The sequence below is a fragment of the Microbulbifer maximicatervae (SeqCode) genome (assembly GCF_052467385.1).
The window spans coordinates 244,717-267,448 of the sequence record NZ_CP174311.1 but is presented as its reverse complement, the minus strand read 5'-3'; the positions used below and the strand labels follow the sequence as shown (position 1 = coordinate 267,448).

The 22,732-nt window shown below is 51.5% G+C and carries 21 protein-coding genes, 1 other RNA gene and 1 pseudogene; 12 read left to right on the top strand and 11 right to left on the bottom strand.

Annotated features, from left to right (window positions below; all coding sequences use genetic code 11):
• Window positions 1-104: 104 nt before the first annotated feature.
• The 6 genes from ACJJIR_RS01220 to ACJJIR_RS01195 all read right to left on the bottom strand — a co-directional run bounded on the left by ACJJIR_RS01220 (window position 105) and on the right by ACJJIR_RS01195 (window position 6,814).
• Window positions 105-1,220: a CNNM domain-containing protein gene (locus tag ACJJIR_RS01220; protein WP_444907019.1), complete on the bottom strand. Its 1,116-nt coding sequence runs from the start codon at window positions 1,218-1,220 to the stop codon at window positions 105-107.
• A gap of 5 nt (window positions 1,221-1,225) precedes the next feature.
• Window positions 1,226-2,167 (bottom strand): rhomboid family intramembrane serine protease, encoded by a 942-nt coding sequence (locus ACJJIR_RS01215; RefSeq protein WP_444907018.1) that lies wholly within the window; start codon window positions 2,165-2,167, stop codon window positions 1,226-1,228.
• Window positions 2,168-2,315: 148 nt separating this feature from the next.
• Complete coding sequence (locus tag ACJJIR_RS01210; protein ID WP_282930941.1) at window positions 2,316-3,554, bottom strand: UbiH/UbiF/VisC/COQ6 family ubiquinone biosynthesis hydroxylase; 1,239 nt, start codon at window positions 3,552-3,554, stop codon at window positions 2,316-2,318.
• Between the two features lie 50 nt (window positions 3,555-3,604).
• Complete coding sequence (locus ACJJIR_RS01205; RefSeq protein ID WP_444907017.1) at window positions 3,605-4,843, bottom strand: FAD-dependent monooxygenase; 1,239 nt, start codon at window positions 4,841-4,843, stop codon at window positions 3,605-3,607.
• Window positions 4,844-4,907: 64 nt separating this feature from the next.
• The gene (locus ACJJIR_RS01200) at window positions 4,908-6,260 is read right to left on the bottom strand and encodes an aminopeptidase P N-terminal domain-containing protein (RefSeq protein WP_444907016.1); all 1,353 of its coding nucleotides are present in this window, start codon (window positions 6,258-6,260) and stop codon (window positions 4,908-4,910) included.
• Window positions 6,260-6,814 (bottom strand): UPF0149 family protein, encoded by a 555-nt coding sequence (locus tag ACJJIR_RS01195; protein ID WP_413663604.1) that lies wholly within the window; start codon window positions 6,812-6,814, stop codon window positions 6,260-6,262. The genes ACJJIR_RS01200 and ACJJIR_RS01195 overlap by 1 nt, the downstream gene beginning before the upstream one ends.
• A 208-nt stretch (window positions 6,815-7,022) precedes the next feature.
• Between ACJJIR_RS01195 and ACJJIR_RS01190 the strand changes: the two genes are divergently transcribed.
• From ACJJIR_RS01190 to ACJJIR_RS01175, 4 genes are all read left to right on the top strand, one after another.
• Window positions 7,023-7,226 (top strand): TIGR02449 family protein, encoded by a 204-nt coding sequence (locus ACJJIR_RS01190; RefSeq protein ID WP_108734784.1) that lies wholly within the window; start codon window positions 7,023-7,025, stop codon window positions 7,224-7,226.
• Window positions 7,226-7,555 carry a cell division protein ZapA gene (locus ACJJIR_RS01185; protein WP_413663605.1) on the top strand — a complete coding sequence of 110 codons (330 nt, stop codon included), beginning with the start codon at window positions 7,226-7,228 and terminating at the stop codon, window positions 7,553-7,555. Before ACJJIR_RS01190 ends, ACJJIR_RS01185 begins: the two co-directional genes overlap by 1 nt.
• An 85-nt stretch (window positions 7,556-7,640) precedes the next feature.
• Window positions 7,641-7,821, top strand: a non-coding RNA gene (gene ssrS, locus ACJJIR_RS01180) — 6S RNA.
• Between the two features lie 28 nt (window positions 7,822-7,849).
• Window positions 7,850-8,428, top strand: a complete 579-nt coding sequence (locus ACJJIR_RS01175; protein WP_444907015.1) for a 5-formyltetrahydrofolate cyclo-ligase — start codon at window positions 7,850-7,852, stop codon at window positions 8,426-8,428.
• Between the two features lie 92 nt (window positions 8,429-8,520).
• Here the strand turns inward: ACJJIR_RS01175 and ACJJIR_RS01170 are convergent, their stop codons facing one another.
• A complete protein-coding gene (locus tag ACJJIR_RS01170) occupies window positions 8,521-8,658 on the bottom strand; it encodes a hypothetical protein (RefSeq protein ID WP_192879435.1) in 138 nt (45 codons plus the stop codon).
• A gap of 244 nt (window positions 8,659-8,902) precedes the next feature.
• Window positions 8,903-10,420: pseudogene (ilvA, locus tag ACJJIR_RS01165) on the bottom strand (threonine ammonia-lyase, biosynthetic); the annotation flags it as partial.
• Between the two features lie 207 nt (window positions 10,421-10,627).
• Here ilvA and rpiA point away from each other — a divergent pair.
• The 3 genes from rpiA to ACJJIR_RS01150 all read left to right on the top strand — a co-directional run bounded on the left by rpiA (window position 10,628) and on the right by ACJJIR_RS01150 (window position 12,634).
• Window positions 10,628-11,299 (top strand): ribose-5-phosphate isomerase RpiA, encoded by a 672-nt coding sequence (gene rpiA, locus ACJJIR_RS01160; protein ID WP_282930934.1) that lies wholly within the window; start codon window positions 10,628-10,630, stop codon window positions 11,297-11,299.
• Between the two features lie 17 nt (window positions 11,300-11,316).
• Window positions 11,317-11,943 carry a transglycosylase SLT domain-containing protein gene (locus ACJJIR_RS01155; protein ID WP_282930933.1) on the top strand — a complete coding sequence of 209 codons (627 nt, stop codon included), beginning with the start codon at window positions 11,317-11,319 and terminating at the stop codon, window positions 11,941-11,943.
• 313 nt (window positions 11,944-12,256) lie between these two features.
• Window positions 12,257-12,634 carry a DUF4168 domain-containing protein gene (locus tag ACJJIR_RS01150; RefSeq protein ID WP_282930932.1) on the top strand — a complete coding sequence of 126 codons (378 nt, stop codon included), beginning with the start codon at window positions 12,257-12,259 and terminating at the stop codon, window positions 12,632-12,634.
• A 25-nt stretch (window positions 12,635-12,659) separates the two neighbouring features.
• On the opposite strand, the gene ACJJIR_RS01145 is transcribed toward ACJJIR_RS01150, so the two are convergent.
• Window positions 12,660-12,992 carry a helix-turn-helix domain-containing protein gene (locus ACJJIR_RS01145; RefSeq protein ID WP_413663608.1) on the bottom strand — a complete coding sequence of 111 codons (333 nt, stop codon included), beginning with the start codon at window positions 12,990-12,992 and terminating at the stop codon, window positions 12,660-12,662.
• A gap of 364 nt (window positions 12,993-13,356) precedes the next feature.
• Between ACJJIR_RS01145 and ACJJIR_RS01140 the strand changes: the two genes are divergently transcribed.
• On the top strand, window positions 13,357-14,391 hold the full coding sequence (locus tag ACJJIR_RS01140; protein WP_282930930.1) for an AraC family transcriptional regulator: 1,035 nt from the start codon (window positions 13,357-13,359) through the stop codon (window positions 14,389-14,391).
• A 93-nt stretch (window positions 14,392-14,484) separates the two neighbouring features.
• Here ACJJIR_RS01140 and ACJJIR_RS01135 read toward each other — a convergent pair whose 3' ends face one another.
• A complete protein-coding gene (locus ACJJIR_RS01135) occupies window positions 14,485-15,729 on the bottom strand; it encodes an OmpA family protein (protein ID WP_444907014.1) in 1,245 nt (414 codons plus the stop codon).
• 385 nt (window positions 15,730-16,114) lie between these two features.
• Here ACJJIR_RS01135 and ACJJIR_RS01130 point away from each other — a divergent pair, with 385 nt between their 5' ends.
• From ACJJIR_RS01130 to ACJJIR_RS01115, 4 genes are all read left to right on the top strand, one after another.
• A complete protein-coding gene (locus tag ACJJIR_RS01130; RefSeq protein WP_444907013.1) occupies window positions 16,115-17,323 on the top strand; it encodes an acetyl-CoA C-acetyltransferase in 1,209 nt (402 codons plus the stop codon).
• Window positions 17,324-17,333: 10 nt separating this feature from the next.
• Window positions 17,334-19,490 carry a 3-hydroxyacyl-CoA dehydrogenase NAD-binding domain-containing protein gene (locus tag ACJJIR_RS01125; RefSeq protein ID WP_444907012.1) on the top strand — a complete coding sequence of 719 codons (2,157 nt, stop codon included), beginning with the start codon at window positions 17,334-17,336 and terminating at the stop codon, window positions 19,488-19,490.
• Window positions 19,491-19,595: 105 nt separating this feature from the next.
• Window positions 19,596-20,744 carry an acyl-CoA dehydrogenase family protein gene (locus tag ACJJIR_RS01120; RefSeq protein WP_413663612.1) on the top strand — a complete coding sequence of 383 codons (1,149 nt, stop codon included), beginning with the start codon at window positions 19,596-19,598 and terminating at the stop codon, window positions 20,742-20,744.
• A 53-nt stretch (window positions 20,745-20,797) separates the two neighbouring features.
• Complete coding sequence (locus ACJJIR_RS01115; protein ID WP_444907011.1) at window positions 20,798-21,994, top strand: CaiB/BaiF CoA transferase family protein; 1,197 nt, start codon at window positions 20,798-20,800, stop codon at window positions 21,992-21,994.
• A gap of 39 nt (window positions 21,995-22,033) precedes the next feature.
• Here ACJJIR_RS01115 and ACJJIR_RS01110 read toward each other — a convergent pair whose 3' ends face one another.
• On the bottom strand, window positions 22,034-22,717 hold the full coding sequence (locus ACJJIR_RS01110) for a glycine-rich domain-containing protein (protein WP_444907010.1): 684 nt from the start codon (window positions 22,715-22,717) through the stop codon (window positions 22,034-22,036).
• Between the last annotated feature and the right edge of the window lie 15 nt (window positions 22,718-22,732).

The following is a 22,732-nucleotide window of genomic DNA, read 5'->3' as shown; positions in this document are numbered from 1 at the left end:
CGCTCTATCCTGCATTCGCTCGCGTTATGGAATCGGGCAATACCCAATACCCACTGTGTTGGGCTAGCGCAGAAATGATCATTTTTCAACCAATGAAGCTCTTATCAGTCGCTGCCCCGGTCGCGCCCTTGACCAGCCTCTTCCGCGTTCTCTTCTGTGTTTGCAGATTCGTCGACTTTAAGGCCGTACTTCTTCGACCTCCAGCGCCACAAACGCTTAGCCAGCTCCTGGCGATCGGGTGTTTTATCTGCTTCGTCGACAATTTCTTCGCCGAGCAGGGTCTCCAGCAGATCCTCCAGGGTCACCAAACCCTCGAGACTGCCATATTCATCCATGACCGCACTAATCTGCACGCGGCGGGACAGCATTTTCTGGAACGCTTGGTAGATAGTGGCTGTTTCCGGCAGGATCAACATTTCACGGCGATAATCCGCCAGAGTTTTCTGGTGCTCGCCTTTGGCGTAGGCCAGCAATAGCTCCTGTCGCAATACAAAACCCACCACACAATCCGGGTCGCGATTTTCATAGACCGGGATACGGGAGAAACGCCCTTTCTCTGCATCCTCGTAGGCCTCTTCCACAGTGATGTCCTGCGGCAGGGAGAAGACCACCGTGCGGGGAGTCATCACCTCGCGTACGGAGTGGTCCCGCAGAGTGAAGAATAGGTTGCGCAGGATGCTGGACTCCCGCTGCTCCAACTGCCCTTCGGCCTCGCCAATTTCCGCCATAATGGCGAACTCATCGCGGCTGAAGCCCGTCAGGGTTGGGCCGTGGGACAGGCCTTTGGTCAACCACTCGGACATTTTTACAAACGGGTGGAGTAACCAAACCAGGCCGCGCAATACATAAGCGGTGCTTGGGGCCAATTGGCGCCAGTACACGGCTCCCAGTGTCTTGGGAATAATTTCAGAAAAAACCAGGATCAACAGGGTCAGGATCGCTGAGGCGATACCCAGGTACTCATTGCCAAAAACCGCTGCTGCCTGGGCACCGGCACCTGCAGCACCCGCTGTGTGCGCGACGGTATTCAGGGTGAGGATAGCGGCCAGGGGGGCATTAATATCGGATTTTAATTTGCGCAGCAAAGACCCCGCTTTATGCCCCTCCCGCTCCATCAGGCGCACGTATGGGGTAGTTACGCTGAGAATAACTGACTCTGCTATCGAACACAGGAAAGAAAAGCCAAGGGCAATAAAAACGTAGGTTATCAGTAAAATCATATAATTCAGGTTGAAGCGGGATAAGAGTTAAATTTTCGCGCACCACCAGCAACGCAGTAAACCAGCGCAATCAAAAAACCGGCAAAAAAGCCTCCTAAATGCGCAGCATTGGCGATACCGATCCCAGTAAAATAGGTAATCACTCCAAGAACGCACAATATCATCCACACAATCGCCAGGGTAATAATACCCGGGGGTATATCTCTCCATGCCGGTTGCCAACGCTGCATCACCACAGCAAATCCGACCAGCGTGTATACAACACCCGACATTCCAGCGAATATCACCTCGGGCTTCCAGGCATATTGGGATAAATTAGCTGCAATCCCGCCGAGCAACACTAGAAGGCTATAAATAAATGGCCCTCCGCGTGCTTCCAATGGACGCCCAAGTATCCAGATAGCCAGAGCATTGAACAGGGCATGCTGAAAAGACAAGTTGATGATTGCAGGGGTCCACAATCGCCAAAACTCCCCTCTCTCCAAGTGCCACATTAAAGACGACTGTGAGAAAAGTGGGCCACCACTGGTATCTGGATATATTAAAAGCGGTGCAGACAGATTATTGGAATGTAAAAACCAACCAAAAAAACACAGGCCGATAAGCAGTAAACTAATCGGTGTTTTATCCATTGGGAAAGTCGGTAAAAATGAGGGGCTTACAGGTGCTTTCTCCTTTGGTGCTTGTCCCTCTTCACCCGGTAAATGGTCGCCGGCCGCTGGTTCTGCCTTTGTTAGCTGAACTCTGTCCAGATCAACTAATCCCCGCTCCCAATCTTGCAAAAGCGGCTTCAGCAATTCAGCTATCCCTGAATCTGTCGTCAACAACGCCTGCTGATTTTTTTCCTCAGCAATTCTCAATGGCAATTGGTAACGCTGTATTAAGCGAAAAAGCGCGCTGAGATCCTTTGATATAGGAAATGAGTAAACAGTAATCCAGTGACTCAATTGAAATTAACCTTTTTTACCGACGGCAAGGCTTTTAATTCCCCTCTGCCTCTGGGAAAAGCCACTAAGTAGATAGGCAAACACCAGCAACTTCTCTGACACCCCCACCGAGCACTTTCTCCCGATCCGTTTTGCGGGAATAGCAAATTTAAACAGCCATAGCCCGCATAATAATCCGCTTCTTTAACATGGGGCTGGCATCTACCATGCTCAACCCAGTGTTACGCAGCCAGCGCCAGTGCACATCACCAGCACCGAACAAAGACTTAAAGGCGCTCATCGCTTTCATAGTGGCGGCGTTGTCGCCGCGACGGCGGCGTTCGTAGCGGGCCAACACTGAAGAGTGAGAGGGCTCCAGGCCGCGCGCCATAGCGCGGTCAATTTCATCTGCCAACACCCGCACATCCTGCAGCCCAAGATTTACACCCTGGCCCGCGAGGGGGTGGATACTGTGGGCGGCGTCTCCCACCAATACAGCGCCAGGGCCGCGATAACGTTCCGCATGGCGCGCGCGCAGGGGGAAGGAAAAGCGCTCACTGACGGATTCCACTTTGCCCAAACGGCTCTCAAAGGCTTTTTCCAGGTTCAGGGCAAAGGCCTGGTCATCCAGCATCAATAGCTCTTGCGCCAGCTCTTCATCCGCAGACCAAACCACGGCGCAGTGATTGTCATCCCCCAACCCCGCGAGAGGTAAAAATGCCAGTGGACCCGTTTGTAAAAAACGCTGCCAAGCGGTGTGACGGTGAGATTTCTCACTGCGCGCGACACACACCAACGCAGTTTGATGGTAATCGGTATCCTGGGAGCGGATATGCAGTAAGTCTCGCACTTTAGAGCGGGCGCCATCGGCACCGATTAACAGGCGGGTACGCACTATCTCAGGTTGCTCGCGCAGGCCATCCTCTTCATTTAAGCGGTCTTCACCGCGAGGCTGTAAATGCCAGAGTCCGCAGTCGCGCCACCAGCTCTCCAGGCGAAAACCATTGACCAACTCCACGTTGGGCAGGGTTTCCAGCCGTGCTCTTAACGCGGCGACAATGACATTATTCTCGACGATATGACCGAGATTCGGCAGCTGCACATCGCGGCTGTTAAAGCTTACTGAGCCGGTTCCATCTGCATCCCAAACCCGCATTTCCACATAGGGGCAGGCGCGGCGGCTGGCAATATCATCCCAGGCTCCCACCTCTTCGAGCAGCTCGCGGGAGGCCTGTGTCAGAGCCACCACGCGGGGTTCATACTGCGGTGACAATTGCGGCGTTGTCTCCGGGGACGCCTCCAGCAAGGCCAGACGCATGCCCGGGTGCCGAACTGCCAGCAGCGCTGCCTGGGCCATGCCCACCATGCCCGCACCCACAATGGCAAAATCCAAACGATGTCTGTTCATAAAAGCCAATTCCGCTGAAGTGGCAGCAGCCGTCCCCGACCCTGCACCTTTTAAAGCCCAAATCCCGCCGCTTGACTGACAAATTCCCGGCGCAGCGGCGGGACCATTGTAAGGCCGAGCATTCCCAACTGACGAATTCCCTGTTGCAGCCAACCGGAAGAGGAAAACAGTGTGGGAATACGGTCACTGAATCCAATCGTCAATTGCTGGTCCAGCTGGCGCATTTCTCCGTATTGCTGCAGGAAATCGAGCCGCCCTGGCAGTGTATCCGACGTCACTGTCGACAGGGCTTGTGCCAATCCATAACAGTCCCGCAGAGTCAGGTTAAAACCCTGCCCTGCTACTGGGTGCAGAAAGTGGGCGCAATTGCCCATCAACACCACATTCCGGCGCCACTGTTCCTGGGCGATCGATAAACTCAGTGGATACCCCTGAACGGCTCCAACCTTAATAAAACGTCCGGCACGCCAGCCAAATACCTGCTGGAGTTTTTTCAGGCGTTCAGCCTCAGGCATTACACCGACACGCTCAGCCTCTGCTTCCTCGCAAGCCCACACTAGTGCCGCGCGGTGCTGCCCTTTTCTATCTGGCAGCGGTAAAAGTGCCATGGGCCCCATTCGGGTGAAGCGCTCGTAAGCCACACCTTGGTGAGGCTGTTGCAGAGCGACCGTAGCGACCAGCGCTCTCTGAGAGTACTTAACCGAGCTGATTTCTATTCCCAGCTGGCGGCAAAGGGGAGAGTTCACCCCATCGGCAACGACCACCAATCCGCAGGACAGTGCCTGATCGGGGGAATTATCCTCGGATCGCCACAACAGGTTTGCGCCCGCAGAGGTCATGGTAATGTCAGTAACCTGCGCCGGCGCTAATAATTGGGTGGAAGTGCTAGTCAGTGCACTGTGGAGAATCGGGCCCAGCGCTGCATTTTCTATCACTGTGCCCAGAATGCCCTCAAAGTTGACTCCCTGTCCCTCACGGGTCGAGAGGGAGGCGCCAAATGCATGCCCCCGGTCACTCACATGAATACGATCAATCGGGGCGCTATAGGCTTGCAGAGCAGGCCAGAGTCCAAGCTCCGCAAACAACTGCAAGCTGCCTGCGGCAATGGCTGTGGCTCGCGTGTCGAAACTCGGCAACTGAATACTGGCAGCGGCATCCGGCAGTGCTCTCTGCTCCAGGAGCGCCACACTGAGTTGAGGACAAAAATGTGACAACATTAATGCCAGGCTGGCTCCCGCCATACCGCCACCGACAATGGCCACATCTACTTTACGCGCCGACTCACCCATCCCAATTCCCCCTTTGATTATTCGGCATTGAAATATTATTGGCCGAACAATCCAACAATCACTTCTAACGGGTCAGTAAGTCCCGCCCGTGAAGCATGGTGTATTCAATATCTTCAATCGCTTTTGGAGCCGCTGCTGAGAGGATCTGAGGCCCTCTATTGGTAAGTGCGACATCATCTTCGATTCGAATCCCGATCCCGCGAAATTCTGCGGGAATACTCTCATCGTCCTCCGGGACATAAATTCCGGGTTCGACCGTCATTACCATTCCGGCTTCCAGCTGGCGCCAAGCTCCATGAATGCGATAATCACCCACATCGTGCACATCCATGCCCAGCCAATGGCCAACCCGGTGCATATAAAACTGCCGATAAGCGCCAGACTCTATCAATCCCTGGGTGTCACCTCGCAACAGTCCTAAATCGACCAACCCCTGAGTGATTATCTCAACACTGGCAGCGTGGGGATGATCCCAGTGATTGTTTATTGAAATTTGTTCAATCGCCGCTTGCTGTGCCGCCAAAACGATCTCATAAAGTGCGCGCTGCGGTCCGCTAAATGAACCATTAACCGGATAGGTGCGAGTAATATCGGCCACATAACCACGGTACTCACACCCCGCATCCACCAGCACCAAGTCCCCATCGCGCAACTGGGCATTATTACTGCAATAGTGCATCACCAACGCATTGCCACCACCCCCAACGATAGTGGGATAGGCTGTTTCCCGGGCTCCGGAGTCGACAAAGCTATGCAGGAGGGCAGCCTCCAGCTGATATTCGTAAAGGCCCGGCTGGCATCGGGTCATAGCCCGGCTGTGTGCCTCGGCACTGATTTTGGCCGCCTGCTCCATTAAGCGAATTTCCTGGGCCGACTTAATCAGTCGCATTTCCCGCAACTGGTAATCGAGGTCGACCATTTCCGGTGCACCCCCGGTATCCGGCGCTGCGGTAATCCGCTCCAGGTAATTGCGGATTCGCTTATCCAAATGGGCGTAGCGGCCCATAGGGAAATAGAGCAGCTCGCGCCCTTCTAGCAACCCCGGCAAAATATCATCGAGATCACCGATGGGAAATGCATCGTTCAAGCCGCACTGCTGCATCGCGCGCTCCGGCCCCAGGCGCGGGCCATCCCACTTTTCTTTTTCCGCATCGCGCTCGCAACAGAACAGCAGGGTTTCTCCCTGTGTTCGTCCCGGTACCAAAACCAGCAGCGCTTCCGGTTCATCAAATCCAGTGAGATACAAAAAATCACTGTCCTGGCGAAACGGAAAAAAAGTATCCCTGGAACGCAGTTGCTCCCCAGCAGATGACACGATTGCCAAACTACCTGCGGGCAATTCTGCCATCAGGCGGTTGCGTCGGCGGGCGTACTCAGATCGACTGATTCCCGCTGTGGTTTTCGGGGTCTTAGACATCAGTGAATGGTGGGCTCGCTATTGGAGTCCTTACCCTTTACCTCAGTAAATATATTGAGTACGGCTACGCGCACGTATTCCTGCAATTCCACCAGTTGCAGCTCAGTCTCCTCACCCTCTTCAACATGTTCGGCATCCAATTGGGCGATGGCACTAATATCTTTTAAAGCTTCGTCACTGGTGGGCATCAATTTTTCCCGGGCCCCGCCGACACCAAAGCCATGCAGGAATCCATCGCACCAATGACCCAGCGCCAGAGCGCGGGAGACAACATCTTCGTCATCGCACAGCACTAACTGAAAATCGAAGTTAGAGCCGTCGAGCTGCTTGTGGCTTTCCTCAGTCAGCTGGAAAAAATCCCGATTGAGATCTGCCGGCACCGCCTCCACATCGAGCAATCCGGCCAGCTCATTCTGCCAACGCTGTTTGTCCGGTCGCTCGCCCGCCGCCAAAATGCCACAGATAAAACCGTGCAATTCACTGGGATCAGCCTGCCCCCCAGCTGAGAGAATGGCATTGGCGAGGAGTTCAAATCGGCTAGCTTCAGAAGTCATGGTTACCGTACAGCTTTTTGTAAATTAGGCTTTTCAATCCGGCCGTCACACTGGTGCCAAACCGGGAATTTGAGGCATTAAGAGACAATTTTGTGATTGTCCGCGCAGGTGCAGCGATTGACCCACCAATACGCCGGCAATATAGTAGCGGAATCCCTCGCAGTCTGTCGTGTTGCGAACTCAGACGTCGACCTCAAATGCAGGAAATATGGATAAGCTGCAAGCGCTAGAAAGCACCGTGGATTCACTCATTGCCCGCTGTCAACAATTGGCGGATGACAATCGTGAATTACGCCGGCAGGAAGCCGACTGGCTGCGTGAACGCCAGCGCCTGATAAAAAATAACGAGGCCGCCCGCTCGCGGGTAGAAGCTATGATTAACCGTCTTAAGGGGCTAACGCAAGATACCTGATGTCTGAAACCGCATCACCCTCCGAAACTGTAACTGTTTCTATTCTCGATAAAGAGTACCGTGTCGCCTGCGCGGAAAGCGAGCGCGCCGGACTACAGGCTTCGGCACACCTGCTACACGAACGCATGTCCCGCATCCGCGCAACAGGTACTGTCATCGGCTTAGAGCGTATCGCCGTAATGGCAGCGCTTAATATTGCCCACGAGCTTATCCAGGCGAAAGCTGAGCTCAGCTCCATTCCCCTGCAAGAGGAAATGTTGGAGCGACTTACTGATAAGGTGCAAAGTGCACTGGGCGAAATAGACTCGGAAGAAAAACTTCAGGAGTAAGGTGACAAGAAGCCACTTTCTGCTACCGGTCACTTCATTTAAATTTCTGGTTAACAGCCCCCCGCTCTACAAGTTATAATTGGTTCATACCCTGGGGTGTTGGCCAGCAGACTATGTCCTTGAGCCGATAATCTTACCCCGGTGGTTTCCAGCGGGTGCTGGTGAGCAAGTCCGCCTTGTAGCGGAAAGCCTTATGTACTCCGGATCCCACCACCTTGAACCTTACGGTTCAAGGCTCCGTCTACAGCCGCACACTCGGGGTACCCTATTTCTTCACGCTCTTCTCTTCCCACAATGACTGAAACCAAAACGCAACTGCGCCGCCGTATGCGCGCGGGGCGACGGGAACTCAGCGCCTATCAACAGCGTTTGCATGGCCGTGCAGCCATCACTCTCCTGAGCCGTATCCCACAAATGAATCGAGCAGCTCATGTCGGTATCTATTGGCCGACTGATGGCGAGCTGGATGTCCGCTACCTGCTGCAACGTTTTCCACAAAAACATTTTTATTTGCCACAGCTGCCGGCAGAACCACACCCCCACCTCCGGTTCAGGCGTTGGCAAGGCGAACCCCTGGCTTTTCGCAATCGCTATCGCATTCCGGAGCCTGTGCGCACAACTTACCGCGCTCCCAAGCTCCTGGATCTTGTTTTGGTTCCTCTGGTCGCCTTCGACCCCAGCGGAGCGCGCTTGGGTATGGGGGCCGGTTTCTACGATCGGACTTTTGAGCGCAAACAGTTATTACCAGGCACTGGACCACAACTTATCGGCGCGGCGCACCATCTACAATGTGTGGATAACCTGCCCACAGACAATTGGGATATTCCACTGGATATGGTGGTTACAGAGCAAAGGATTTACCGCTGCCGCTAAAAAGTGGATAGTGGAGCACAAAAAAAGCCGGACACCTAAATGTCCGGCTTTTTTTGTGTTTGCTCGTGGGCAGAGCGCCCCCCGGCATCAGCCTAACGGGTAACCACTCCCTGTTGCAGAGCAGCCGGCGGTTCAGCTTCGGAAGAAAATACCTCAGATAAACCACTGGTACTCAACAGAACGCCCGCGACAAAGACAACCACAGCGATTGTCAGCGCATCGGCTTTCATTGGGACCATCCTGTACGATAATTTTGTTTTTATATGCGTTTCGCCCCGCTTATGACCAGAGCCACAGCAAAAGTTCCACGCGAATAGACAATACTCAAGAAGCGGCGTAATAGTAACCGTTTATTGGATATTTTATGAGTTTTTTGTCTCAAAATTAGACAAGCAAGTTCGACAAAACAGGATTTGCAGTCTATACACGTTTCGATAAATGAGACGTCTTTCTCAGGTATCGGGAAGCGATGGTTTAAGCGCCCAAAAATAACCGATAAGCCGGATTCTGTGTTTCATCCCAAAAACGAAATTGAAGCTGGTGTAATAGTGTCTGTAGTTCGTCCCTCGCTGCCGGCTCCACCTGCAATCCCACAAGAACACGCCCATAAGCTGCCCCGTGATTGCGATAGTGAAACAGCGTTATATTCCAACGCCCGGCGAGATGCTCGAGGAACTTGCGCAAGGCCCCCGGGCGCTCGGGAAATTCAAAGCGGTAAATGACTTCGTCGGGCAAGCCCGGCACTCTACCTCCCACTAAATGGCGAATATGCAGTTTCGCCATTTCGTTATCGGTAAGATCGGTAACCTGATAATCTTTGGACTCAAGCTGACTGACCAATTGGCTGCGGTCTTCCTCAGATACCACCTGCAAACCCACAAAGATATGCGCTTCGTTATCACTGGCAAAACGATAGTTAAACTCAGTAATTGAGCGGTCCCCTAAATCCCGGCAGAACTGCAGGTAACTTCCCGGTTGCTCAGCAATTTTTACTGCGAGGACCGCCTCGCGCTTTTCACCGATCTCAGTGCGCTCACTAATGTAGCGCAGGCGATCAAAATTAATATTGGCTCCACTGCACACTGTGGCGAAGGTGCCATTGCGATTGTCGTTTTGCTCCAGATATTTCTTCAGCCCCGCCAAACCGACGGCCCCGGCCGGCTCAGCGATAGAGCGTGTATCTTCGAATATATCCTTAATGGCCGCACAGATTTCATCGGTACTAACAGTGATAACCCCATCCACGGTTTCGCGCAGAACCCGGAAGGTCTCCTCACCGATTTGTGCAACGGCAACACCATCGGCAAACAAGCCCACCTCCGCTAGCCGAGCGCGCTCGCCGGCTTTCAGCGCGGCCTCCAGACAGGCAGCATCCTGCGGCTCTACACCGTAGACTTTGGTTTCCGGACGTACATATTTGATATAGGCGGCCATACCCGCAGCTAAACCACCCCCTCCGACCGGAATAAACACCGCGTCCAGGTTACCCGAGTGCTGTCGCAGCATCTCCATAGCCACGGTGCCCTGGCCGGCGATTACATCGGGGTCATCGTAGGGGTGGATAAATACCAGCCCCCGCTCTTCAACCAGCTCGCGAGCCCTCGCCGCCGCTTCATCAAAAGTATCCCCATGTAGCACGACTTCGGCACCGCGCATGCGCACAGCACTCACCTTAATTTGCGGGGTGGTTTTGGGCATCACTATAGTGGCGCGCACTCCCATTTGGGCAGCGCTCAGGGCAAGCCCCTGGGCATGGTTACCCGCCGATGCAGCAATCACTCCCCGGGCCCGCTCCTCGGCGGGCAACTGCAGGAGCTTGTTGTATGCCCCTCGAATCTTGAAGGAAAACACCGGCTGCAGATCTTCGCGCTTCAACAGAATCCGGTTGTTAAACCGATGGGAGAGTTGGCGCATTTGCTCCAATGGCGTCTCGGTAGCGACATCGTAAATACGTGCGTCTAAAATGCGCTTGATATAGGACTTGGGCATGACGTGTTTGACGGCCGTAGCGGTTAATTACTGTGCGCGACTCAGCGTAGACTAATAGCAGGGTTACAAAGGCCCTGTGTGAAGCGCAGCACCGGCATGACAGTCTAAGCCTTGAGAAGCACATTTGCCACAAAAAACAACCAGACGCGCTTTTTTTTATCGTCAGATACAAATTAAGGCGAAATAATTGCAAAGGAAACTATCCAGAGTATGACCCAGGATGAATTGAAACAGGCGACAGCTCGCGCCGCTATCGACTATATCGCCCCGCGCCTGGAGGACAATTCCATTGTCGGCGTAGGTACCGGTTCCACCGCTAACTTCTTTATCGATTACCTGGCGGAGATCAAAGGTACCTTTGACGGTACTGTGGCCAGTTCTGAAGCCTCCGCACAGCGACTCAAATCCCACGGCATTCCCGTTTATGAGCTTAATGCCGTCGACAGCATCCAGTTCTATGTGGATGGTGCCGATGAAGTGAATCCGGCCCTTGAAATGATCAAAGGTGGTGGTGCTGCATTGACTAGAGAAAAAATCGTGGCGGCCTGCTCTGAAGAATTTATCTGCATTGCCGATGAGAGCAAGTGGGTAAAAGTCCTGGGAGAGTTTCCCCTACCGGTTGAAGTTATCCCCATGGCACGCTCGCTGGTTGCCCGGGAGCTGGTTAAACTGGGCGGTGATCCGGTTTATCGTCAAGGTGTGATCACAGATAATGGCAATGCCATTCTCGATGTATACAATCTGCGTATCGAACACCCCACTGTCCTTGAAGAAACCATCAATAACATTACCGGTGTGGTGACCAACGGTATCTTTGCCAAGCGCTCCGCCGATATTTTACTGCTTGGCACCAGTGCCGGAGTGAAGACCATTACCGTTTAAACATGTCGTAAATAGTTATGCACAAAAAAAATAAAAAATGCGGACTGCTGGTTTTGCTCAGTGCTGTTGCACTGAGCAGCGGCTGTGCAACCGCACCTCCAAGTAATCTCGACAACGTCTGCTCTATTTTCCAGGAAAAAAAGAAGTGGTACGGCGAAGCAAAAGACGCGGAGGAAAAATGGGGCTCTCCAATTGCAGTGATGATGGCAATCATGCACCAGGAATCCCGTTTTGTGCATGATGCCAAGCCCCCGCGCACCAAGATCCTGGGCTTTATCCCCGGCCCGAGGCCTTCCGATGCCTACGGTTATCCCCAGGCTCTGGGGACCACTTGGCGCCACTACCAAAGGTCTTCCTTTAACTACGGTGCCGATCGGGATGATTTTGGCGACGCCATCGATTTTATCGGCTGGTATAACAACACCAGTGCACGCCAGTGCCAGATACGCGCCAATGACACCTACAGCCTTTACCTCGCCTACCACGAGGGGCACGGTGGTTTTAATCGGCGCACTTTCCAGAATAAAGCCTGGCTAAAGAATGTATCCCACAAGGTATCTGCCAGGGCGCAAAAATATCAGCAACAACTCAATAGCTGCGAACAGTCGCTGAAAAAACGCAAGAAATTTCTCTGGATTTTCTAGCTGATCACAACGACCGTTAGTCGCAAGGCCCACCTCGGTTTAAATCCGGTGCAGTTTTCCTGCATTATGAGCGGCGACAGCCGCTCGCTAAATTTTATGACCTCACAACCACTCCAGGAAAAATTCTCCTTGCTGGCGGAAAAAGGCGCTACAAGGCGCCAGAAACTGACTACGCTGAAGACTAATAGCTACCCGCTTTAGACTTGGTACAGGTCACTAAAGCTCCGCCACAAGCATAAATTTACAGCCCCAACGTGACGCTGGGTGCTCCCTCTGAGAAGCAAAAGCGTCCTTATACTTTTTGGAGTGCCCGATGAAGCTCTTTTTGAAATACCTGGCTGTATTGGCAATATCACTCAGCGTGCCGATGACCTTCGCACAACCTGCTACCAGCCAAACAACCGCCCCCAAAGCTTCGTTTAGCGAACCGCAGCTCAAGCAATTTGCCAACGCCTATCGCTCTATCGTGATGCTGAGTCGAGAATACGCTCCCAAACTGAAAGCGGCTGCCGATATCAAGGAAGCGGAAGCGATCAACAAAGAAGCACAGGGAAAAATGATCGCCGCAATTGAAAAAGCCGGCCTTTCCAAAACCAAATACCAGGAAATTGCCAACAGCATTAAATCGAATCCCGCCCTACTGGAGAAAGTGAACAAAATTCTTCAGCAAAGCCATGCGCCACAGCAGTAATCCAACTTTGTGAGTGGCGCTCTGATCAGCTCATTGCGTCACTCAAATCCAGCTTTACATCTAACACCTGGCAAATAATCGGCAAATTGGTTTTCACCCAATTCTTGTCAAAAGACCCCCAATCACGCAGCAGGTAGTAGCCGTCATTGTGGCGCACGCCCTCCTGAATGAACTCTACAACTGTGCCATGCCCCGGCAATCCTTTCGCAATAATGTCCTGCACCGTACGGCGAGGCCATCCAGTTGCCTCCTCCAAAGTAGGATTATTGGGACGCGGAATATGCTCGATCAGGTAAGCAATCAACATTCGCCGGCAGATGGTCGGGTTTAACAGACTTGCAACAGACGTCGGTGACATTTGACCAGTCCTTCACTAACGGAATTTTTCCTATTGTTGACGAATATGACTTACAGGTCGAGGAAATAGTGATTCACTATCGCTATCAAACTTTAAAAGAACTGTCAGTCCACAGAGGAACAAGCATAGAAAATTGTTGAGAGCAAAACTGGGATTTTCAGTCGTTAACGCAAAAAATACACATTAAAAGACAGAAATAGACAACTTTTATTCCATAAGCCCATCAAGTTCGAAACTGTCACCACTAATAAAAGCACAGGCAGTTGCATATAAATTAAGCAGAAGCCTGACTTTCTCTCTCTGTTTGCGCATAATCCATACCGTAATACAGCAGCAGACAGAAAATAATTGTGAGGCTGAAAGAGTGGACAATGAAAACCCCAAACTCCGCGAAGCGGGGCTAGGTATTCCCGCCGCTGCGGTAAAGGCCCATCTGGTTGGTGCACAAGCGACCGGACTGGATTGCCAACAACTACTCATCGATAGCGGAATCGCCCCCGCCCAGCTAGATGATCCCGATAGCCGCGTTGGCCGGGAGCAGATGGCCAACTTGTTACGCCTTGAGTGGGATTTTCTGAACGATGAGTCAGGAGGATTCCTGGCGCGCCCTTGGCTGCCGGGCACTTTTGCCATGATGGGGCACGCTTGTATCACCTGTCCCAACCTGCGCCGAGCTCTGCTTCGCTCTAGCCGCTTTATCAGCATGGTGAGTGACGACTTGCACATCAAGCTGGTCGAGGACGGTGAAGAAGCTCGACTGATCATTCACCACACCAATGAAAAAAAATTGCCCAACCAAATTTTCGTCGAATCTATCGCGGTAATCTGGTTGCGCTTTTTTAGCTGGCTGATCGACCGTACCATTTTATTAGAGCGCGTTCTTCTGGCGTTTCCCCCGCCCGACTACAACGAAGACTACAGCGATATGTTCCCTTGCAGGCACTACTTTAACCAAGGTGAAACCTGCCTGGTATTTAACACTCGCTATTTGCAAATGCCCCTGGTACGCGATGAGCAACAGCTGGCAGACTTCCTGTCCCGCGCCCCCGAGTGCCTGTTGACCCAATACAAATCCGACCACAGTTTCACCGGTCGTATTCGCCGTATGCTGCAACAGCAAAACAGTATCGAAAATCTGTCACTGGATGATGTCGCCGCACGTTTATACACATCTCCACAGACGCTGCGCCGCCGCCTCAAAGAGGAGGGCAACAGCTGGCAGGATATTAAAGACTCTGTTCGGCGGGATATGGCGGTTTACCAGTTGAAGCAGCAGGAAACTGCTGTAGCTGAAATTGCCGAGCGCCTGGGCTTTTCCGAACCCAGCGCTTTTAATCGCGCATTTAAAAAGTGGACGGGGCTAGCCCCCGGAGCTTACAGGGATAAATTCCGTAGTTAAGGCGACACTAAAAATCCCGGTCAAAAGACCGGGATTTTTTATAAATGAAATCTACCTTGGAAAATATCCTTCAAAGGGATTCCCGTATCCCGGCTACTCCTGAGAGTTTGTCACTACCCGGATACTAACTCGCTCAACATTAAGGGCTTTTTGGTCCCTCTTCTCTGACATGTCTTCCGGGACAAGCTTAGCCGAGCCCATTCCTGTTGCAGTGATACGATTTGCCGCTATCCCCTTCTTCAATAGAAGTTCTTTCACTACATCCGCGCGTTCTTGGGAAATTTCCTGCTCTGCAATTTCATTGCCCTCACCTTTAACATGCCCTTCAATCGCAATGGTTAAGTTGGGGTTGTCTTGCATGATTTTTGCCAGAGCATCGATATCCTCAGCTGCAGGGTTGGTGATTTTTGCGGTTCCCTTTTCAAAGTTCACCCGCATGGGGAATTCCCGGTCGGGATTGTCTGAAAAGCTCTTGAGATAATCACGTAAATTACTGGAAAAGTTATCGGGGCCCAGTTGCGCTTCCTCTTCCGCTTTCTCAAGGGGGGAATCCCCTACCGGCTGTGAAGCGGACTCCATAAAGCTCGCTTCCTGGGAGGTCATGGAAGGATTACTTTCTGAATTTTCCTTTTTTCCTTTCAACATACACATATTCAATGCGTAGAGAACCACAAGTACCAACAGCAAAGGAAAAAACCAGCTACTGAAACTAACCGGTTTACGTTTTTCTTCGGGCCCCTGAATTGCTGTAGCCCGAGGTTCCTGGGGTTTGGCGTGGCCATGGGTAACCAGAGCGTCTCCCAACTTCCCAAAATCTGGAACGTCGATTGCTTGAAGAAGGTTATCCGGTATATACCCCTGTAAATGCTCCCGCTGCCCAATCAGGAATGAAGCCAAGTCGGAAACATCCATTTTTTGAGCTTTGGCCTGGCTTTGCATCAACGAAGTAACTATCGGTGCGGATACACTCAATAGATCTCCGCCCTCTTTCCCCAAATTATTCGCTGCAACTTCCAGGACCTCTTTTTTACGGCTGCTGAAAATTTTTTCCAGCATTTTCTCACCGATGTCTGTAATTGACTTCAACTTTTCTGGTGAGGAAATAGCGGTGGCGAATTTAGACAAATCCAGCGCTTCACTTTCAGAAATTAAATTAAATAAATAACCCATTCCTGTTTTACTACTGGCCCTGTTCAACATACCAGCCAGTATGTAAGCAACGCCTGAGCAGAGTGCAGCTTCACCTTGCCCTGCCGGCAAATTCAAAGCCTTTGTCAGCGCATCAATACCCCCGGAGCCCAATTGGCCGGTAGCCATATCCAAAACATTATCCGCCATAGCCAAACCTCGCTCACCACCTCAGGGACCGTCAAAGTACATTTATTTGTCCGGGGTCACCCGTGTGTTACCCATTCAAATTTTTCTCAGCTGCCCTGAATCACCCATTACCCTGCCTGACATGGAATTCCTCCAGCCGCAAAGATAATTTAAGTGCCAATTTACCGTGCCAAAATTTCAATAGATTTAGGCGCCTTACTTGAGTGTACGGCAGTACCTCCACATGGTTAGGTTAATTTGGAATAAATAAAAAGATATTTGACTAGGAATTTTTCGGTAGTACCTGGAAGCTGAGTCATCTTCCGTGGCAATTTTTATCATTGAACCCAAGCTGCACCGCACTATGGTAATAAGCGAAACCATAAAATAAAAAGAGGCTAAAACCGTGCCAACCGAAGCCTACATCTACGATGCTATCCGCACCCCGCGGGGCAGAGGCAAATCCAGCGGTGCCCTTCACGAAGTCAAACCTATCACCCTGCTTTCAGATCTCCTGAAAGAATTACAGACCCGCAATAGATTCGACACTGCCAAAGTGGACGATATCGTTATGGGCTGTGTTACACCGATCGGAGATCAGGGTGCCGATATCGCAAAAGTTGCAGCTTTAGCTGCCAATTGGGACTGGGATATCGGTGGCGTAACTCTGAATCGCTTCTGTGCCTCCGGTGCCGAAGCGGTCAATCTCGCCGCTACCAAAGTTCGCTCCGGGTGGGAGCATCTGGTAGTGGCCGGAGGTGTAGAGTCCATGTCGCGGGTGCCCATGGGCAGCGACGGCGGCGCCTGGGCGATGGACCCACGCACAGCAATAGATACTGGATTTGCACCCCAGGGCATTGGCGCGGACTTGATCGCTACACTCGGCGGATTTTCCCGCGAGAATGTGGATAACTTTGCGCTGGACTCTCAGCACAAGGCGGCAGCCGCCTGGAAGCGCGGTGCTTTCGAAAAATCTGTGATTCCCGTACGCGACCAAAATGGCCTGACCATTCTCGATCACGACCAGCTGGTGCGCCCAGATGCGTCCATAGAGGCCCTGGCACAACTCAAGCCGTCCTTTGCCGGGATGGGTGACCTGTGCTTCGACAGCATTGCCATATCCCGTTACCCACAGGTCGAATCAATCAACCATGTTCACACTGCGGGAAATTCCTCAGGCATCGTCGATGGCGCAGCCGCCCTGCTGATCGGCAGTGAACAGGCCGGGCGGGATCTGGGGCTCAGCCCCCGCGCCCGTATTGTCTCCGCTGCGGTAGTGGGCACTGAGCCTACTATCATGCTCACAGGCCCCGCGCCCGCCACTCGCAAAGCCCTGAAGGCCGCAGGCCTGACGGTGCAGGATATTGACCTCTTTGAGGTGAATGAAGCCTTCGCGGCAGTGGTGATGCGTTTCCAACACGAGTTAGACGTGGACCCACAAAAACTCAACGTTAACGGCGGCTCAATCGCTATGGGCCATCCCCTCGGCGCGACCGGTGCAATGCTGATCGGCACAGTACTGGATGAGCTGGAACAACGGCAACTTCGCTACGGCCTGGTCACACTATGTGTGGGCGGCGGTATGGGTGTAGCAACCATTATCGAAAGAGTTTAGGGGGCAGACTATGAAATCCATTCGCCTGGAAAAAGACGATCACAATATTGTCCACCTGATCATGGACAACCCCAATGCCTCAGCCAATGTGATGGACCGGGATTTTACCGAGTCACTGAGCGCAGCGGTTGAACAACTCAAGCAGCAAGAATTTTCTGGAATTATTGTTCGCTCCACAAAAAATACCTTTTTTGCCGGCGGCGACCTCAAATCTTTATTTGCGGCAAAAATTGAAGAAGCTAAACCTTTCTTCGAATCCTGCGAATCAATGAAAGCCAACCTGCGCTGGCTGGAAACCCAGGGTAAACCGGTCGTTGCTGCGATTAATGGCACAGCTTTGGGCGGTGGCTGGGAAATCGCCCTCAGCTGCCATCAGCGTATTGTTATCGATAGCACCGCAATAAAACTGGGATTGCCTGAAGTCACATTAGGCTTACTACCTGGTGGTGGCGGCTGTGTACGTATGCCCCGCCTTTTAGGCATCCAGGAGTCTCTACCCTACTTACTGGAAGGAAAACAGGTGAGGCCGCAACAGGCTCTCAAAGCCGGTCTGGTACATCAGCTCGTTACCAGTGAAAATGAATTACTAGAGAAGGCTGTCACTTATATTCGAGAGAATAGTGAGCAACCTGTTGCTCAGCCTTGGGATCAACCGGATTACCGGATGCCGGGAGGGGACGCAAAGAACCCTAAAAATGCGCAGTTACTGATGATCGCCCCAGCAATGCTGGAGAAAAAAACCAAGGGATGTCTGCCGGCGCCAGAGTCGATAATGGCAACCGTTGTCGAAGGGTCCCGGGTCGACTTCGAAACTGCTACGCGAATTGAATCCCGACATTTTGTAGGCCTCGCTTGCGGGCAGGTTGCCAAAAACATGATCGGTACTTTCTGGTTTGCACTCAATGAGGTCAAAGCCGGAGCATCACTGCCCGCCGCCGCCCGCGATCATAAAACGTCGCCCATGCAAAAAATTGGCATACTCGGCGCCGGCATGATGGGCTCAGCCATTGCCTACGCCTGTGCCAGTAAAGGTGTTGATGTCGTATTAAAAGATGTATCCATGGAAGGTGCCTTAGCCGGCAAACAATATGCAGAGAAATCCCTGCAAAAACGCTTACAGCGGGGTCGCATTACCGAGGACAAGGTCAATCAGATCCTCTCCCGTATCACGCCCACAGACAGCAATACCGACCTGGCTGATTGTGAGTTGGTGATAGAAGCAGTTTTCGAAGACCGGGAACTCAAGCGTAAAGTTACCCAGGAAGCCGAAGCACAGCTGCCGAAAAATGCAGTATTTGCCTCCAACACTTCGACACTGCCGATCACTGGGCTCGCTCAAGCTTCCGACCGTCCCCAGCAATTTATCGGTCTACATTTCTTCTCCCCTGCCGACAAGATGCCACTGGTGGAAATTATCTGTGGGGAGCAAACCAGTGATGAGACTCTCGCCCAAGCCTTCGCCTTTGTATTGCAGATTGGCAAGACTCCTATCGTTGTTAACGACAGCCGTGGCTTCTTCACCTCAAGGGTATTCGGCTGCTTTACCAATGAAGGTATCGGCATGCTTAGCGAAGGGGTTAATCCCGCCACCATTGAAAATGCCGCAGCCCTAGCTGGCTTCCCAGTCGGCCCTCTAGCTGTTAGTGACGAGGTCTCCCTAACGCTGATGAGCCGGATACGCCAGCAGACCATCAACGACCTGCAAAAAGAGGGTAAACCCGCCCCCACGCATCCCGCCGACGGAGTGATCGACCGAATGCTTGAAGTTGGTCGCGCTGGTAAGGCTGCAGGTGGCGGCTTCTATACTTACCCTGAGGGCGGGAAAAAGCACTTATGGAGTGGCCTTGAGAAGGAGTTTCCCGCCAAAGAGGCACTGCCGATAGAAGATGTGAAGGAACGGCTGCTGTTTATTATGGCTCTGGAGACACTTCGCTGTTATCAAGAGGATGTGCTACGCAGCGTACGAGATGCCAATATTGGCTCTATCTTCGGTATCGGCTTCCCACCCTGGACCGGTGGTGCATTGCAATACATCAGCCAGTTTGGCCTGAAAGCGTTTACCCAACGCGCCCAGCAACTGGCTGATGCCTATGGGGATCGATTTGCCCCGCCAGCAATTTTGCTGGATCTGGCAGAGTCAGGAAAAGCTCTGGCGGACAACCCTTAACCCAGGGGTTTGAGCGATGTAAACAGGCTTTTAAAATCTCGCTGTTTACATCGCCAATCAAAACACTAGTTCAATTTTTCAGTAATAAAATGCGGTGGTGTAAGGATGGTACCAAGAACTGTTTACAACGAAGATCACGAACAGTTTCGAGAAACTTTACGTAAATTTTTAGAAAATGAAGCTGTACCCTACCACCATCAGTGGGAAAAAGATGGTCAGGTAGATCGTAAACTGTGGAATAAAGCTGGAGAAATGGGCTTTCTGTGTCCACAAGTTGATGAAAAGTATGGTGGCTTGGGGCTGGACTATGGCTACAACTCCATTATTGATGAGGAGGTAGCCCGAGCGGGACTTTCCGGTATTGGCTGGGGCCTGCACTCTAATATTGCAGTGCCCTACATTATTAATTACGGCACGGAAGAACAGAAGAAAAAGTACCTACCCAAATGCATTAGTGGTGAGATGATCACCGCTATCGCCATGTCCGAACCTGGTGCAGGATCGGATCTCCAAGGCGTGAGAACCACAGCTGTGCGCAAAGGGGATCACTATCTGCTCAATGGTTCCAAGATTTTTATTACCAATGGACAGCAGGCAGACCTGGTTATTGTCGTGGCCAAAACCGACCCTCACGAGGGGGCCTCTGGAGTCAGTTTGCTGCTTGTGGAAGCAGATAGCCCTGGATTCAAGAGAGGCAGTAACCTAGAAAAAATAGGCATGAAGGCCCAGGATACTTCAGAGCTGTTCTTTGATGATGTCAAAGTCCCTGCGGAAAACCTTCTCGGTGGAGAGGGACAGGGATTTATTTATTTAATGCAGGAATTGCCTCAAGAGCGTTTAAGTGTGGCAATTTATGCAATAGCTAATGCAGAAGCAGCACTGCAATGGACGATTGATTACGTACGGGATCGAAAGGCTTTCGGCAAACCCATCTCTGCCTTCCAAAATACACAATTCAAGCTGGCTGAGCTGGATAGTGAGTTAACCGCTCTTCGGGTATTTATCGATCGCTGCTTGGAGCTTCACTATAAAAAGGAACTCGACGTTGCAACTGCAGCGAAAGCCAAGTTATTGAGTACAGATTTCCAATGCAAACTTTTGGATGAATGTGTTCAGTTACATGGCGGCTATGGCTATATGTGGGAATACCCCATCGCCCGGTCTTGGGCCGATGCTCGTGTAGCACGTATTTATGCCGGAACCAATGAAATTATGAAATTAATTATTTCCCGAGACCTCCTGCGCGATGACTAAATTAAAGTGCTAGATTGAAATTTCTGTTCTCAATTAAAATAATGAAATAAAAAGTGAAACAGCAAACGAAGAATCACTGCGCCCCTCTTGAGGGGCTAAAAGTACTCGACTTTTCTACCCTACTTCCCGGTCCCTATGCCACTATGTTATTGGCAGACATGGGCGCAGAAGTACTAAGAATCGAGTCTCCCACACGGCCAGACTTACTACGGGGCTTTCCCCCTTTAGTCGATGACACGGCTTCCCTATCCGCCGCCCACGCAACCATTAACCGCAACAAACGCTCCCTGGCGATCGATCTAAAAAATCCAAAGGCGCAAGTGGTGATTCACCGATTGCTTCAGCAGTACGATATTGTGATCGAGCAATTCCGCCCCGGAGTGATGGATAGGCTGGGCCTTGGCCACCAAAGCTTAAGCCAACAGCGCGCAGACATTATTTACTGTTCGATTACCGGATATGGCCAGACTGGACCATTAAAGCAACGTGCTGGGCACGATATCAATTATCTCGCACTATCTGGCTTGGCCAGCTATTCCGGCAACCGTGACCATGGCCCCTGCCTGAGCGGCACACAGATTGCAGACATCGCCGGCGGTTCACACCATGCGGTTATGTCGATACTGGCTGCGGTATATCATCGCCAGAGAACTGGGGAAGGCAGTTATATCGATATCAGTATGACGGACTGTAGTTTCGCGTTAAACGCAATTAGTGGGGCCAATGCACTGGCTTTAAATACCGATCCCAAGCTGGAATCCGAACTGCTAAACGGTGGAAGTTATTATGATTACTATCGCACGGCAGATAACCGCTATCTTTCTGTGGGAAGTTTAGAGCCACAATTTGCTGAGCAATTTTTAACAAAAATAGGCCGAAAGGAGTGGCTGACTCGCATTGTCCAAGACGGACAACAAGAAATACTTAAGAAAGATATTGCAGCAATTATTGCCACAAAAAGCCAGAAAGAATGGATTGATATATTTCAGGATATTGATGCGTGTATTGAACCCGTACTTAATTTTACAGAAGCTGCTGATAGCGATCTTATCCAATCCAGAGAGATGATCTGCTCTGTGAATGGAGACATTAAACAGATCAACACACCCTTTAGATTTAACGGCCAAAAGCCCCACTTATTTAACCGAGGGGCAGCTCTGGGAGAACACAATCACGTTGTGCTGGGTGAGCTCGGCTTTAGCGCTGAAGAAATTGAAGAGCTTTGCGATGTTCAGGGTGTCACTCATTAATCACCTTGAACAGGGTTGCTAGAGCAGTGATAGCTGCCTCTAGCTGCCACCCCCGCCACAGCCCCCACCACAACTGCTTCCAGAATCTGAAGAGGAGCCACCACCCCAAATTCCAGAGAAGGCACTGCCGGAAGTTCCGCCTTGACAGCTCGCGGCACAACCAATATGACTGGCACAGTGATCCGCAGCGGGACTATTTCTCGAACGACAGTTTAGCGAATAATGAAATCCATCTTTAATCCCCAACTTTTTATCAATTGAGAAAATCAGAGGTAACGATTTTGGCTTGGAAGGACTTATACCACTACGAACACAAGCAATTCGCCACACTCTCTTAATCCCCTCACTAGCTGTATCCTTATCTGGCATAACTTCATTGGGTGCGTGGTGCAGAAAGTGTCCAAAAGATTTATTACAAAAATTGCGATACATCTGTGTGCTTAATATAAATTCATGCCAAGCGACATCAATCACTTGAGATGGCATAGCGACCATTTGTCTACCAGCCGTTTGACAGATAATAAAATATTCCCTTAACCCATCGAGTACCATACCCAGCTGCTTGCCGCTGAGATGAGGGTATTTGTTCTTCACTCTTTGTTTGAGAGACCGATGGAATTGATAGTCTCTTAAAAATCGTTCCCGCTGTGATTTTCGGTAAAAGAAAAAAAGCATTGTACTTACGATCAATAGACAAATTACTATAAAACCTTCAGATACCATAGTAACCCCCGCTTT